Here is a 14742-nt window from a genome sequence, read left to right as displayed (position 1 = left end):
TGTGACCGATGACGGCTGTATAGGGCCAATGTCCGCTATCGGGTAAGACAACCCCTACACGGGATGTGAGAAAACTCCAATCAGCTGTCAGGGAATTCCCGATAGCGATGTTCTGTGAACCCGGACACAATTCGAACTGCCAGCCGCAGTACCCGAACCGGTCCTACTCCCCAAGAGGCCATCCCCAAGGGAGCTCATGCTGCGGGGCCCTGAGCAAGCCCTTCGCTGGCGCCTATCAAACGACACAGGCCTGATCCTCGCGGACCAGGCCTGTGTTTTTTGCGCCCGAAGGACCGGACGCATGCCGGCCCCGCCGGATCAGGCCTTGATCGCTGCCAGGATGCGGGCTTCGATCTCGTCCAGCTCACCGACGCCATCGACGCGGGCCAGGGTGCCACGGCCGGCGTAGAAATCGACCACCGGGGCGGTCTGGTCGTTGTAGACCTGCAGGCGCTGGCGCACCGCTTCCGGGTTGTCATCGGCGCGGCCCTGCTCCTTGGCGCGGCCGGCGATGCGGTCCACCAACAGCTCGGTGGGCACATCCAGCTGCACCACCGCGTCCAGCGGCTGGCCGATCTTGGCCAGCAGGCCATCCATCGCATTGGCCTGGGCCACATTGCGCGGGTAGCCATCGAGGATGAAGCCCTTGGCGACATCAGCCTGGGTCAGGCGCGACTCCAGCATGCCCAGCAGGATGTCGTCCGACACCAGGTTGCCGGCATCCATCACCGTCTTGGCCTGCTTGCCCAGCTCCGTGCCGGCGGCGATTTCCGCGCGCAGCATGTCACCGGTCGAAATGTGGGCGATCCCCAGCTTTTCCTTCAGGCGCGTCGCCTGTGTCCCCTTGCCCGAACCGGGCGGTCCCAACAGAACCAATCGCATTGACCTGACTCCAACGTGTTGAAAACAAAGAAGGTTCGCGTCCCGGACGGTCCGGTATCGCTGCACCGCAATAGCGCCACTTTACCGCATCCGGGTAATGTCCCTGCAATGTCCCCTCCCCCGAGCAGGTAGAAGCATGCGCAACGGTACTCTCCTTTATGCCCAGTCCGGCGGTGTCACCGCCGTCATCAATGCCACGGCGGCAGCGGTGATCGAGCAGGCCCGGGCCAAGGGCATCAAGGTCCTGGCGGCCCGCAACGGCATCCTCGGCGCGCTGCGCGAGGAGCTGATCGACACCAGCAGGGAGAGTGCCGCCGCGATCCGCGCCCTCGCCCATACCCCGGGCGGCGCCTTCGGATCGTGCCGGGTCAAGCTGAAATCGCTGGATGCCGACCGCGCCCGCTATGACCGCCTGCTGGAGGTGCTACAGGCCCACGACGTGCGCTGGTTCCTCTACAACGGCGGCAACGACTCGGCCGACACCGCACTGAAGGTCTCGCAGCTGGCCAAGGCCTCCGGCTACGACCTGACCTGTATCGGCGTGCCCAAGACCATCGACAACGACCTTGCCGTTACCGATACCTGCCCCGGCTTCGGGTCAGCGGCCAAGTACACCGCGGTCTCGGTGCGCGAAGCAGCACTGGACGTGGCGGCGATGGCCGAAACGTCCACCCGTGTCTTCATCTACGAAGCGATGGGCCGCCACGCCGGCTGGCTGGCCGCCGCCGCCGGCCTGGCCGGCAACGGTGATGACGAAGCGCCGCACATCATCCTGCTGCCCGAGCGCGCCTACGACGAGGCCACGTTCCTGGCCAAGGTGAAAGCCGTGGTCGAGCGCGTCGGCTACTGCGTGGTGGTGGCGTCGGAAGGCATTGCAACCGCCGATGGCCGCTTCGTTGCCGATGCCGGCGGTGGCAAGGACTCGTTCGGTCATTCGCAGCTCGGCGGCGTGGCGGCGCACCTGGCCGGCCGGGTCAAGGATCAGCTGGGCCTGAAGGTGCACTGGGCACTGCCCGATTACCTGCAGCGCTCGGCCCGCCACCTGGCCAGCAGGACCGACTGGGAGCAGGCGCAGGCGGTGGGCAAGGCCGCGGTGCAGCTGGCACTGAAGGGCCAGAATGGCGTGATGCCGGTGATCGTGCGCAGCAGCGATGCGCCCTATCGCTGGAAGATCGAAGCGGCGCCGCTGTCGAAGATCGCCAACCACGAGAAGAAGATGCCGGCTGGTTTCATCCGCCGCGATGGCTTCGGCATCACGGCCAGGGCGCGCGCCTACCTGTCACCATTGATCAAGGGCGAAGCACCGCTTCCCTATGGCACCGATGGCCTGCCGAAGTACGTCACCCTGAAGAACGTAGCGGTGAAGCAGAAACTGCCGGCCTTCGAAGGCTGACCTGAAAAAGGGAACGGAGGGGATTAAGTCGCATACGCCCCTCTGTCATCTCCAACAGCATCAGCAGTGGGTCGGATACGACTTAATTCCCTCCGTCCCCTTTTCATGGAGATCATCATGGCACTGCGTGTTGTCCGACTCGGTACGCCGCGCCAACCCGGCGAGGGACTGCGCATCGGCACCGTTCGGCGCCCACCGCGCGGCGTGCCGCGCAGCGAGTTCGCCCGACAGGACTGGTACGACGTCTGGTTTCCTACGCTGTCACCCAGCGCGGAGCTGGTGAAGCGGGCACATGAGGCAACGACGGCGGCCGATTGGACCGCCTTCTTCCGCCATTACAAGGCCGAGATGAAGGCGCCCGATGCCGCCCACGCGCTGGACCTTCTGGCCGCGATGTCGCAACACAGCGACATCAGCGTGGGCTGCTACTGCGAGGATGAAGCGCACTGCCACCGCAGGGCATTGCGCGAGCTGCTGGTGGCGCGCGGGGCAATGCTGGCGGATTGATCAGCCGGATGTCGGCCGTGGATGACGGCACGGGTGCACCACCCACGCGACTTCAATTGCAGGCCTTGCCTTCCATCTGCAGCTGCGCGGCGAACATCGTCACCTGCGGAATCTGGCCGGCGGCGGCCTGCTTCTTCGCCTCCTCCAGGTAAATGCGCGATTGGCCCTGCCCGTCCAGCTCTACCTTGTGGCTCGACGGCAGGCGCCACACCCGCACCACCGCCTGCTGCGCCGGGCACGCGGCGTTGGGCACGCGGATCACATCATTGAGCTTCCAGCCCTTGTCGGCACTCGGCTGCGCCTTGGTGTAATCGACGAAGCGCGCGCGTGGCTGGCATTGCTCGCTGGTCCGGACGGCGGAGAAGCGATATGGCGCGGCGGCATCACCGGTGAACGCACCTTCCAGCCGCGCGCAGGCCTCGGGGATCTGCCGCAGCGTATGCACCGCGCCCACCGCCTGCGGCGCACCGACCGCACGCTGCAGTTCCGGCGTTTCCGCAGCGAAGGCCGGTGCGGCCGGGACCAGGGCGGCAAGCATCAACAGGGACAGGCGCATGGGGAATCTCCTACGGGGCTGTGCGCAGGCTTGCAGAGGCTGCCTTAACGGGGTGCAAAGGCCGTTGGCTCGCGAATCATGCCCAGGGCCCGACGGCATGCGCCGCGGCTCCGAGGAGCCGGTCGAGCATGGCTCGACTCTACAAGTGGCGGCACGCATACTGCGGGCACCAGGGAATGCTGAACACCGCCATACGTCGGACGACCGCCAAGGTCGGTACGGGTTGGTTCCAGGCTGCAGCCCGTCGTCCCCCTCGTGGTGCCGTTCATCGCCACTGGATGCCTACATCCATTCTGCGGAGGGGTCTAATGCTGGAACGTCACGGGCTGTCACTGGCGCTGGGCTGCGCCATTCTCGCGATCCTGTTCGGAATCGTCTCGGCGCGCTGGATCCTGCGCCAACCCACCGGCAATGCACGCATGATCGCGATCGCCACCGCGATCCAGGAAGGTGCGCGTGCCTATCTCAACCGCCAGTACCTGACCATCGGCATCGCCGGCGTGGTGCTGTTCGTGCTGGTCGGCATCTTCCTCAGCTGGTACACCGCGATTGGTTTTGCAGTCGGCGCGGTGCTGTCCGGCGCCGCCGGCTACATCGGCATGAACGTGTCGGTACGCGCCAACGTGCGTACCGCAGAGGCGGCGCGCAACGGCATCAGCGCGGCGATGGACGTCGCCTTCCGCGGCGGCGCGATCACCGGCATGCTGGTGGTCGGGCTGGGCCTGCTGGGCGTGGCCGGCTACTACGCACTGCTGCTGCGCATGGGCCTGCCGATGGAACAGGCGCTGCACGCGCTGGTCGGCCTGGCCTTCGGCTCCTCGCTGATCTCGATCTTCGCGCGCCTGGGCGGCGGCATCTTCACCAAGGGCGCCGACGTCGGTGCCGACCTGGTCGGCAAGGTCGAAGCCGGCATTCCCGAGGACGATCCGCGCAACCCGGCGGTGATCGCCGACAACGTCGGTGACAACGTCGGCGACTGCGCCGGCATGGCGGCCGACCTGTTCGAGACCTACGCGGTGACCGTCATCGCCACCATGCTGCTGGGCAGCCTGATGCTGGCCGAAGCCGGTGCCAACGCGGTGCTGTATCCGCTGGTACTGGGCGGCGTGTCGATCATCGCTTCGATCATCGGCGCGCTGTTCGTCAAGGTGAAGCCAGGCGGCTCGATCATGGGCGCGTTGTACAAGGGCGTGATCGTTTCCGGCGTGCTGGCCGCCATCGCCTTCTACCCGATCACCACCGGACTGATGTCCGACAACGTGCATGGACCGATGGCGCTGTATGGCTGCGCGCTGATCGGCCTGGTCCTGACCGGCCTGATCGTGTGGATCACCGAGTACTACACCGGCACCCAGTACAAGCCGGTGCAGCACGTGGCGCAGGCCTCGACCACCGGCCACGGCACCAACATCATCGCCGGACTCGGCATCTCGATGAAATCCACCGCGCTGCCGGTGGTGGCGGTGTGTGCGGCGATCTGGGGTGCGTTCGCGCTGGGCGGCCTGTACGGCATCGCCATTGCCGCAACCGCGATGCTGTCGATGGCAGGGATGATCGTCGCCCTCGATGCCTACGGCCCGATCACCGACAACGCCGGTGGCATCGCCGAAATGGCCGAGCTGCCTTCGGAGATCCGCGACATCACCGACCCGCTGGATGCGGTGGGCAACACCACCAAGGCCGTGACCAAGGGCTATGCGATCGGCTCGGCGGCGCTGGCGGCACTGGTGCTGTTCGCCGACTACACCCACAACCTGCAGGCAGCCAATCCCGGCCAGGAGTTCCGCTTCGATCTCAGCGACCACACGGTGATCATCGGCCTGTTGATCGGCGGCCTGATTCCCTACCTGTTCGGTGCGATGGCGATGGAAGCGGTCGGCCGCGCGGCGGGCGCAGTGGTGGAAGAAGTGCGCCGCCAGTTCCGCGAGATCCCCGGCATCATGCAGGGCACCGGCAAGCCGCAGTACGACAAGGCGGTGGACATGCTGACCCGCTCGGCGATCCGCGAAATGATCGTGCCCTCGCTGTTGCCGGTCGCCGTGCCGGTGGTGGTCGGCCTGCTGCTGGGGCCGCGCGCACTGGGCGGCCTGCTGATCGGCACGATCGTCACCGGCCTGTTCGTGGCCATCTCGATGACCACCGGCGGCGGCGCCTGGGACAACGCCAAGAAATACATCGAGGATGGCCACTTCGGTGGCAAGGGCAGCGAAGCGCACAAGGCTGCGGTGACCGGCGATACCGTCGGTGACCCGTACAAGGACACCGCCGGCCCGGCAATCAATCCGCTGATCAAGATCATCAACATCGTGGCGCTGCTGCTGGTGCCGCTGCTGTAGATCCACGCGACGCGTGGATGGCAGGCTCGACGGGGTCAGAACCCTTTCCGCAGGAAAGGGATCCGACCCCGATGGCGGTCACCGCCCGCGCAGGAAGAACCGCACGGGCACCATCACGTTCACCGGGTCGCCGGCCACCTCGGGCGGCGGCGGGCCGCGCGAGGATCGTTGGCGTCGTCCACTTCCACGACCGGATGGGGCTCCGGTCGCGGTGCCGGCCGGCTGAGCACGTAACCGGCGCTGGCGGCAAAGAACAGGCCCACGCCGAGCAACAGGCGCCACGACGGATGCGCGCCCCAGCAGAACAGGGCAAAGCCCGCCGCCATGCCTGCGCTGGCAAACGCCTTGCCCTTGCCCGACACGGCACCCTGCTCGCGCCACAGCCGCAGCGACGGGCCGTAGCGTGGATGCGCCAGCAGGCGCTGCTCGAACTTCGGCGAGCTGCGCGCGAAGCAGCCCACCGCGAGGATCAGGAAGATGGTGGTCGGCATGACTGGCAGCAATGCGCCGATCACCCCGAGGCCGACCATCAGCCAGCCCAGCGCGAACCAGAGCCAGCGCATCAGCGCTGCACCTGCGGGCGCGCGCCGCCCATCAGGCGAATTCCACTTCGACGTGGCGGTACACGCTGCGGAACGCAGCGTCGGCTGCATCGATCACCTGCTGGTCCTGCTCGGCACTCAGCGGCACCGCGTCCAGCACAGCGGTGAACTCGCGCCAGTGGCGCGCTGCGCCATCGGGATGGGCGGCCAAGTGGCGGGCGCCGAAATCACGGTGCAGGCCGAGCCTGGCCGCCATCTTGTACAGAAGGGTGCCACCGAGATTGGAGCCTTCGGCCACGTACAGCCAACCCAACGCAGTCGGCAGCGCGAGGTCCGAGGGCAGCGCGTCGATGTCCGCGCCAGGCAGGGCCTGCTCCAGGTCCTGCAGGTCGCGCGCGACCTGTGTCAGGCGCCGGCGCTCTCCAAGATCGGGCAGCAATTCGCCCAGGGCAGGGTTGGCATACAGCGCATCGATGCTGCGGTGGAAGCGATACTGCACGCGCAGGAAACGGGCGAAGTTGCTGCGGTCGGCGAAGATGTCACCGGCCATGATGCGCTTGTCCAGCGCAACGTGGCTGTCGCGGGTGGCGGCCTTGAGCCGCAGGCTGCGGCTGTCTTCGGGAGCGATGTGTGCGTTCATGGGGGAATGCCAGGAGGGTCGTCCTGCTGTAGACGTCTGCCGCGGGGCTTTCCCCAAGGCCGTCTACACCGATAATGGGCCATCCCCTTGTCCATCCGGAACCGACGATGATCACCACCGAACCGCGCATGACCAACCTGTTCCTGCAGCTGGGCCTGGACGCCAGCGCCGAAGGCATCGCCCGCTTCATCCGCGAGCACCAGCTGGCCACCGACGTCGAAGTCGTCGAGGCGCCCTACTGGAACGATGCCCAGCGCCAGTTCCTGGCCGAGTCGCTGCAGGCCGATGCGGCATGGACCACCGTGGTGGACGAGTTGAACGAGTCGCTGCACGAAGATGCGGTGAAGGCTTCGAGTGGGCTGTAAGTGCCTGGCGGAAGGCACCGGGCATGGCCCGGCGCTACCGTTGTCTTTCCCGCTGGGGTCAGAGCCCTTTCCGCAGGAAAGGGATCCGACCCCGCAGGTCAGTACGTCCAGGTCAACGCCAACCGCGCGGTGCGGCCCGGTGCCGGCATCACGCCCAGGGCCAGCGGGTCCAGGTAGTAACGGTCGGTCAGGTTGTCGACGCCGGCTTCCACCGACAGCTGGTCGTTGAAGCTCCAGCTGGCGAACAGGTCGACCAAGGTGTTCGGCCGGTACAGCTGCTGGATCGCCGACAGGCCCACGTTCCAGTCCTTGTCCAACTTGCTGATCGGGCCAGCGTTGTGGACCATGCGGGTGCCGAAGGTCAGGCGCTCGTCGAACAGGCGCGAGCCCAGGATCAGGTTGACTGTGTAGCGCGGCGGGTTCTGGGTGTTGGTGTACGAGCCCTCGAAGCCACCGTCCACGCAGTTGGGTGTATTGGCCACCTCGTCGTTCCCGCGCTGCGCACCATAGGCACGACGCTCGGCGGCGATGTCCGGCGCGCAGGTCTTGGCCTTGAAATAGTAATGCGCGGACAGGTCGGCGAAGACCTTGCCGCTGTCATAGCTGGACTGGAATTCCATGCCCGAGACCTTGAACTGATCGACGTTGCGGATCAGGCCGGCCGAAAGCGTGCGGTAGTCACGGGTGATCAGGTCGTCGATGCGGGTATCGAAGTACGCCAGCTTCAGCGCCAGGCGGTCGCCAGCGGTAAACAGGTCGTAGCGGAGGGTGCTGGCACCGATTTCCCAGCTGCGCGCGCGCTCCGGCTTCAGCTCACCGACCGGCTTGGCAGCGGTGAACAGGCCCAGCGTGGTCTCGAACAGGCTCGGCAGCTTGGTGCCTTCGGCGTACTTCACGTAGACCAGGGTGTCTTCGCTGAAACGGTAGGCCACGCTGGCGGTAGGCGAGAACGCGGTGTCGCGACGGCGGATCGGCTGCGACCAGCTCCAGCTGACCGGCACTTCCAGATCCTGCGGCTTGCCGGCGTCGTAGAAGTTCCAGCCGGCGATGTCGCCCACCGTACCCTTCTTGTACGGCGAGGCCAGCAGCGAGGCCTGGGTGAAGTTGCCGTTGGCATCCGGATACCAGTTCAGCAACGCGATGCGCTTGGCGCGCCACGAGGGCAGTGCCGGGTTTCCGTTGAGCAGCTCGGTGTAGCGGTACTGGCCCTGCACCTCGTAGGCATCGGGCGTGGCCAGCCGGTTGCGGTCGTGCACGTCCACCCGGTTCCAGCGGCCACCGGCCAGCAGCTCCCAGTGTTCGTCGGGCTGCCACTTCAGCGCGGCCACGGCGCTGTATTCCTTGCGCTCGGCATTACGCAGGAAGCGGTTGTTGACCAGGTCATCGTGCATGATCGGGCCCGAGCTGCCCGGGGCGATGTTTTCGTCGCTGTAGGACAGGCCGTAGTCGAGCGTGAACGCACCGGCGCGGGTGTCGAACCTGGAGGTATTGCTGGCATCCAGGCCGAAGCGCTTCTGCCGCAACGGATTGCGGTAGGCATCCTTGTAACCGGGATCGCCACTGAAGCTGGGCGCGTCATACCACTCTGTGCGGCGGTCGAAGTACCACGGGGTGATGCCGGTCAGGCTGTTGTACATCACGCTGTCGGTGTCGGTGTACGCTGCATTGACGCGCAGGTCGATCAGCCCGCTGTCCGGATCGAAGCGATAGCGCAGGGTGTAGCTGTCCATGTCGACGTGGCCCGGGTCCCACTGCGGGATGCGGTCACGGTCGACGCGGATGATCTGCGAGGCCATGATCTCGCCGGCCGTGCCTTCATAGCGGCGGTAGCCGGCTTCCAGGCTCTGCGTGTCATCGATGCGCCAGGTGCCCTTGAGCAGCGCCGACTTGGAGCGCGAGGAGGTATTGAACACTTCGGTAAGCGGCGGATTCAGCGGCGCCAGCGTACGACGGGTCTGCGGGAAATCATCGTAGCCGTGCTTGCCGGAGAAGTAGTTGCCGTTGTCCCGGTACGCGTAGGCCGCAACCAGGTCGAAGCGGTCCCAGTGACCGGCACCGGCCACGTTGAAGAACTGGCTGCCGGTAGCGCTGCGATCGCTGCGCGGCGCCGCACTGTATGACGGCAGGTTGTTGGCACTGCCATTGGCCAGGCCACCGCGCACGCGCACGCCGAAGTCGCGGCCCTCGCGCAGCACGTCACCGATCTTCAACGTCTCCATCTCGACCACGCCGCCGATGCCACCGGACGCGTTGGCCTGCAGGCTCGGGCCCTTGGTGATGGTCAGGCTGGAGATCAGGTCGGGGTCGAGGTAGGTGCGCTGTGACTGGCCCGCATAGCCGCGGTAGGTGTCCATGCTGGACTGGCCACCGTCGATGATCACCGGTACGCGGCCCTGGCCCTGGATGCCACGGATGTTGACGTCGAAGCCGTTGCCCACGCGCGGATCACCGGCGGTGACACCGGCCACCCCCTTGACGATGTCACCGTTGGAGGTGCCGCGGAAACGCTCCAGATGCGTGCGGTCGAGCGTGGTGGTCGAACCCGCGCTGCGATAGCTGTCGAGCAGGCGCGCTTCATCGTTGTTCGCACCGCTGTCGACGCGGTCGCCGGCCACACTCAGCGTGTTGGTGACGATCACACCGCTATCGGCCGGCACCGGCGTTGCTGCCCCCAGAGTGGCCGCATCGGCGCTGACCCGGCGCACCGCCACGCCACTGCCCTGCAGCAGGCGCTGCAACGCCTGGTCGGCCGACAGGCTGCCGCTGACCGCGTGGGAGGTTACGCCGTGTGCCAGCGATGCGGGGTACACCACCTGCACGCCGGATTGGCGCATGTAGCTGCGCAGGGCCTCATCCAGCGGTTGTGCAGGAATATCAAAGCGCAGTACGGCCGCGTGCTCGCTGCGGGCGCTCTGCGCCAGTGCGGGTGGCGTCGTACTGGCCAGCCCGGCGGCAAGCAACGCAATGCACAGACGGGACGGGCGCAGTACGCGGCCCGAGCGGTGGGAGTCGAACATGGAAGAACCTGTCAGGTAATCGGTGCCGCGAACGCGGCGTCATCCGCAACACGGGCGGACACGGCGACGTACGTGGCGACGGCGGGTACGTTCGCCGGGTAAGACGGCTGGGCGCGCGACAACCCCAAGAGCGATTTGCGGTCGCGGGGGATGCCGACGGGGCGCGGTGGGTGCCGACCGTTGGTCGGCCGGTGGTAGCGGTGGGTGCCGACCGATGGTCGGCACAGGGACGCTCATCCACGCGTGGCGTGGATCTACTGCACGATGGCGACGCCGAATGGAAGACGAGTAACCTGAAGACCTGCCGTTACCGCCAGCGCGTCCAGCGCCTGTTCCGGGCGGTCGATGCGCAACGCAGCACTCACTGCAGGCAGACGTGACAGATCGCCGCGCACGAAGGTCGGCCCCGCGCGATAGCGCCCCACCCACTGCAACGCATCGGCAACGGGGACCTGCTCCAGCAGCAGCTCGCCCTGGCGCCAGGCGCCGACGCTGTCGGCGGTCACGTCAGCCCGTCGCATGACCCCGCCACGTTCAGTGTAGACGGCACGCTGCCCCTGCTGCAGGTAGGTCCAGCCACCGTCGGCCGGGCTGGCCACGCGCACCCTGCCCTGCCCAACCTGGGTTTCCACCCCCTCGTCTCCACGCGCCACGGTGAACGCGGTCGAGATGTCCTCGACCAGGCCATTGCCGGCGCGCACGCTGAAACGCCGCTGTGCATCCGGGCTGACCTCGAACCAGGCGCGCCCGCGCAGCAGCTCGACCTCGCGGGCGTTCGCATCGAAGCGCACGGCAATCGCACTGTCCGCATCCAGCACCGCCCGACTGCCGTCGGGGAGCCGCACGTGCTGCACCTGATGCGTGCTGCGATGATCGGACTGCAGGCGCAGCCACGCCTCCGGCCATGCCACCAGCATCGCCAGCATTGCCGCCACAGCCATCGCCCAGCGCAGTCGATGCGGCCCACGCCATCGGCTGGCCCCGGCGGCCTGTGGGCGCGGCCCGACACTGCGCCACAACGCGCGCTCGTGTTCGAAGGCCCTGCGGTGCCCCGGCTGTTGCAGCCAGTGCTCGAACGCCTGCATGCGTGCATCGCTGATGTCACCCGAGGCCAGCCACGCGATCCAGTCCCGGGCTTGTTCGGCCAGGGCATCGTCATTGGCGGCGGGCTGCATGTTCGGCGGGCTGCATGTTCGGCGGGCTGCATGTTCGGCGGGCTCATCCGCTGGCGGACAGGCGCATTCAAGCGCAGGCGGGGAACTAGACCGCATCCACGGTCCAGTGATCAAGACGTCTGCGCGAAGGCCAGCCCCAAGCCGGCGCGCTCATCGACCGCTGCGCGCCCAGGCCAGGCGCTGCAGCGCGGAGCGCACATGATTCTCGACGGTGGTCACCGACACCCCCAAGCGGCGTGCGATCTCGGCCTGGGTGAGGCCCTGCAGGCGGTTGAGCTGGAAGATGGTGCGGGTCGGCTCCGGCAGGTGACCCGCCGCATCGAGCACCCGCTGCAGCTCATCCTGTGCCATGGCCTGCTCCTCGGTGGAGATCACCTCGTCGGCCCCCCACAGGTAGTGGTCGACCAGCAGCCGGTTGCGGCGGCTCGATTCGCGGCCGTGGTCAGTGGCAAGGTTGGCGGCCAGCCGATACAGATAGGCCCGCGGGTTGCCGATCGCCTGGCTGTCACCGACCCCACGGGCCTTGAACCAGACCGCCTGGATCACGTCCTCGGCGCCGTTGTCGCCCCCGAGGATGCGCTGCACCCGGCGCAGCAGCGCGGGCCGCTCGCGGATCAGCAGCTCAGTGAGGGAGGCAGCATTGGAGGACATGCGCGGAGCCGGGACGACAGACGGGAGGCACCGCGCATGCTACTCCGGTAATGCGAATAAGTCACATTCGTATCGTTGCCGGGACTACAGGCAATCAACCAGTGCGTCGTACGTATTGGCAGTCGTGCCGGGCAGCGGCGCGTGCAACGCATCGAACCCGTCCCCCGTTTCCCACACCTGCAACAGGGTTTCCAGGCGTGTTCCGGTTGCCAGCGGCAGCACGCAGGCATAGCGTCCGCGGTTGACCGTGATCAGGCCGCTGGACTTTACCCTGGTGTTGCTACCGGCGAAGGTCCATACACACTGGACAACCACCCCCGTGGCCTGGTCCACGGAACAGCGCAGGCGCATGGCCCACAGATTGATGTACTCGCCCTCGCAGAAGGTATCGCCACATACCTCATCGAAGCCACGCACCAGTTGCCGCTCGGCAGCAAGGAAACGCTCGTGGCCGCCCCCCGGGCCGGCGTAATCCCGCGCATCGACGAACGCAGGCGCAGCCTGCGCGACACCGGCGCACGGCAGGCTGACAGACAGCACGCCGCACAACAGCCAGCATCTACGGAAGCTCCCCATCAGCCCACCCTCCCCTGCGTGCGCAGGCATTCAGGCAACCCATCGAAGATGCCGTGGTCAAGCCCAGGCAAAGGCGCGGTCAGGCCGCCCGGCGCTTCCAGGGAGGCGTAGAACGCGTCGACGGGCACCCCGGGCTGCATTTCGACCGGACAGACCCAGCTCCCGTTGTCGATCCGCACGTGTCCCGTGTCGGGCTCAACCTCCAGCTCGCTGGCGGCCACCACCCAGACACAGCGCTGCACGGTGCCGCGGTGGGCGAGCACGGCGCAGCGGAACTCCATCACCCGGTAGTTGCTGTAATCACCTTCACACAAGGTGTCGGCACACCATGCGGCGAATCCGCCGGCGACCGCGTCCTCCAGCGCAAAGGCACGGTCCCATCCGGCCTCGTCGGAGGGATAGTCAATCAGGTTGACATGCAACCCGCGCGCGAGCGCGGGCAGCGGCGCCAGCAGCAGCAAGGCACAACAGCCCAAGCGGTTCCAGTTCATGGCAAGTCTCCTTGGCAAGGACGTCCAGCCTGCCGCGGGGACCGGGTCGAACCCATCGGGAAACCCCGCTCTGGCTCCTCCGCGATGGCCGAGCACCCAGGTCGGCCCTGCCCTACCCTGCACAGCGCCCGGCAAAGGCATAAAATGGTGAGCTATCCGTCTATATCCCCACCTGGAGCACACCATGGGCCTGGAACTCGTCTCGCCCGGCAAGAACCCGCCGGAAGAAATCAACGTCATCATCGAGATCCCGAAGGACTCGGAGCCGGTGAAGTACGAAGTGGACAAGGAAACCGGCGCGATCTTCGTCGACCGCATCCTGTCCACCCCGATGCGCTATCCGTGCAACTACGGCTACGTGCCGAGCACCCTGTGTGGCGACGGCGATCCGGCCGACGTGCTGGTGGTGCTGCCGCTGCCGCTGGTGCCGGGCTCGGTCGTGCGCTGCCGTCCGGTCGGCGTGCTGAAGATGAGCGATGAGGCAGGCAGCGACGAGAAGATCCTGGCCGTGCCGGTCTCGAAGATCTTCAGCGGCTACGCCCACGTCGAAGACATCGCCCAGGTCTCGAGCCACTGGCTGGAGCGCATTGGCCACTTCTTCGAGCATTACAAGGACCTGGAGAAGGGCAAGTGGGTCAAGCTGGACGGTTGGGGTGGCGCCGCTGAGGCCAAGCAGATCCTGATCGAGGCGCACCAGCGCCATCTCGACAGCAAGGCCTGAGCCTGAACCGCATCGCTCCGGCGATACCCTGCCGGAGCGATGCGGGTCACGTTTCATGACGACGGCACATCACTCTTGCTGCCGTATTAGGTAAATTGCGTCACTTCACACGTCATCGACATCCATCGTCGAGACAGCCAGGGGAACGTGTCGTGCGTATTCTGCTTGTTGGGGATGCAGCCAGCCTGCCGGCTGAGCTGACCGAATTCATTGCCGATCTTGGGGAAGACTGGCAGCCGCTGACCGCCGCCGATGGCCAGACCGCGATGACCGCGGTGGCCACGCAGGGCGTGGACGCGGTGATCGTCTGCCCGCAGTTGCCCGATCTCAATGCCACCACGCTGCTGGGCCAGATCCGGACACTGCGCCCGGAAACCATCCGCATCGCGCTGGTCGATGCGCACCATGGCAACCGCCCGCCGCCGGCGCGCCTGATCGGTGTCGCCCACCGCTTCCTGCCGCTGCCGCTGGCGCCGGAAGTGCTGCTGGAGGCATTGACCAGCCTGGAAGAACTGCGCGAAGTGCTGGACAGCCCGCGCCTGCGCGATGCCATCGGCCGTATCGAGAAACTGCCATCGCCACCGCACCTGTACCTGAGCCTGACCCAGGCCCTGGAACATGACGACGATACCGACAGTGCCGATGTGGCCAAGCTGGTCGCCGCCGATCCGGCCATCGCGGCCAAGGTGCTGCAACTGTCGAACTCGGCTTTCTTCAGCCAGGGCCGCACCATTGCCGACCTGCGCACCGCGGTCACCCGGCTGGGCCTGGCCACGCTGCGTGACCTGGTGCTGGCCAGCGAAGTGTTCTCCGCGCCGACGCTGTCGGCTGCCGAGCGCAACTCACTGCAGCAGCGCGCCCTGCTCGCCTCCCGGCTGGCCGCGCGCCTG

15 protein-coding genes are annotated in these 14742 nt (G+C 66.9%); 6 read left to right on the top strand and 9 right to left on the bottom strand.

What is annotated here, in order from left to right; all coding sequences use genetic code 11:
• Nucleotides 1-318 precede the first annotated feature (318 nt).
• Nucleotides 319-882, bottom strand: coding sequence for an adenylate kinase (locus N5E02_RS09475; protein ID WP_005419045.1), 564 nt, complete (start codon nucleotides 880-882; stop codon nucleotides 319-321).
• A gap of 136 nt (nucleotides 883-1018) precedes the next feature.
• Between N5E02_RS09475 and N5E02_RS09470 the strand changes: the two genes are divergently transcribed.
• Both N5E02_RS09470 and N5E02_RS09465 read left to right on the top strand, forming a co-directional pair.
• Nucleotides 1019-2275, top strand: coding sequence for a 6-phosphofructokinase (locus tag N5E02_RS09470; protein ID WP_005419049.1), 1257 nt, complete (start codon nucleotides 1019-1021; stop codon nucleotides 2273-2275).
• A 117-nt stretch (nucleotides 2276-2392) separates the two neighbouring features.
• Nucleotides 2393-2782, top strand: a complete 390-nt coding sequence (locus tag N5E02_RS09465) for a DUF488 family protein (protein WP_005419050.1) — start codon at nucleotides 2393-2395, stop codon at nucleotides 2780-2782.
• Between the two features lie 52 nt (nucleotides 2783-2834).
• Here the strand turns inward: N5E02_RS09465 and N5E02_RS09460 are convergent, their stop codons facing one another.
• On the bottom strand, nucleotides 2835-3338 hold the full coding sequence (locus tag N5E02_RS09460) for a hypothetical protein (RefSeq protein ID WP_061480501.1): 504 nt from the start codon (nucleotides 3336-3338) through the stop codon (nucleotides 2835-2837).
• A gap of 308 nt (nucleotides 3339-3646) precedes the next feature.
• Here N5E02_RS09460 and N5E02_RS09455 point away from each other — a divergent pair, with 308 nt between their 5' ends.
• On the top strand, nucleotides 3647-5674 hold the full coding sequence (locus tag N5E02_RS09455) for a sodium-translocating pyrophosphatase (RefSeq protein WP_065185342.1): 2028 nt from the start codon (nucleotides 3647-3649) through the stop codon (nucleotides 5672-5674).
• 119 nt (nucleotides 5675-5793) lie between these two features.
• On the opposite strand, the gene N5E02_RS09450 is transcribed toward N5E02_RS09455, so the two are convergent.
• Nucleotides 5794-6237 (bottom strand): YbaN family protein, encoded by a 444-nt coding sequence (locus N5E02_RS09450; protein ID WP_065185343.1) that lies wholly within the window; start codon nucleotides 6235-6237, stop codon nucleotides 5794-5796.
• A gap of 31 nt (nucleotides 6238-6268) precedes the next feature.
• Entirely contained in the window at nucleotides 6269-6856 is a 588-nt protein-coding gene (locus tag N5E02_RS09445) for a biliverdin-producing heme oxygenase (protein ID WP_065178357.1), read from the bottom strand.
• A gap of 107 nt (nucleotides 6857-6963) precedes the next feature.
• On the opposite strand from N5E02_RS09445, the gene N5E02_RS09440 reads away from it, so the two are divergent.
• The gene (locus N5E02_RS09440) at nucleotides 6964-7221 is read left to right on the top strand and encodes a DUF2789 domain-containing protein (protein WP_164093374.1); all 258 of its coding nucleotides are present in this window, start codon (nucleotides 6964-6966) and stop codon (nucleotides 7219-7221) included.
• A gap of 98 nt (nucleotides 7222-7319) precedes the next feature.
• Here N5E02_RS09440 and N5E02_RS09435 read toward each other — a convergent pair whose 3' ends face one another.
• The 5 genes from N5E02_RS09435 to N5E02_RS09415 form a co-directional block, all read right to left on the bottom strand.
• A complete protein-coding gene (locus N5E02_RS09435) occupies nucleotides 7320-10238 on the bottom strand; it encodes a TonB-dependent receptor (RefSeq protein ID WP_279946209.1) in 2919 nt (972 codons plus the stop codon).
• Nucleotides 10239-10492: 254 nt separating this feature from the next.
• Nucleotides 10493-11413, bottom strand: coding sequence for a FecR domain-containing protein (locus N5E02_RS09430; RefSeq protein ID WP_171955739.1), 921 nt, complete (start codon nucleotides 11411-11413; stop codon nucleotides 10493-10495).
• A gap of 150 nt (nucleotides 11414-11563) precedes the next feature.
• Nucleotides 11564-12064, bottom strand: a complete 501-nt coding sequence (locus tag N5E02_RS09425; protein ID WP_279946208.1) for an RNA polymerase sigma factor — start codon at nucleotides 12062-12064, stop codon at nucleotides 11564-11566.
• An 84-nt stretch (nucleotides 12065-12148) separates the two neighbouring features.
• Nucleotides 12149-12604: a hypothetical protein gene (locus N5E02_RS09420; protein ID WP_081275746.1), complete on the bottom strand. Its 456-nt coding sequence runs from the start codon at nucleotides 12602-12604 to the stop codon at nucleotides 12149-12151.
• A 35-nt stretch (nucleotides 12605-12639) separates the two neighbouring features.
• A complete protein-coding gene (locus N5E02_RS09415; RefSeq protein WP_279946206.1) occupies nucleotides 12640-13131 on the bottom strand; it encodes a hypothetical protein in 492 nt (163 codons plus the stop codon).
• Between the two features lie 184 nt (nucleotides 13132-13315).
• Between N5E02_RS09415 and ppa the strand changes: the two genes are divergently transcribed.
• Nucleotides 13316-13852 (top strand): inorganic diphosphatase, encoded by a 537-nt coding sequence (gene ppa, locus N5E02_RS09410; protein ID WP_005410935.1) that lies wholly within the window; start codon nucleotides 13316-13318, stop codon nucleotides 13850-13852.
• 152 nt (nucleotides 13853-14004) lie between these two features.
• Nucleotides 14005-14742 (top strand): HDOD domain-containing protein (locus N5E02_RS09405; protein WP_279946205.1); only part of this gene is annotated, 738 nt, incomplete at its 3' end.

The sequence above is a fragment of the Stenotrophomonas sp. GD03777 genome (assembly GCF_029842485.1).
GTDB lineage: Bacteria > Pseudomonadota > Gammaproteobacteria > Xanthomonadales > Xanthomonadaceae > Stenotrophomonas > Stenotrophomonas sepilia.
This window is presented reverse-complemented; position numbering and strand designations above follow the sequence as displayed.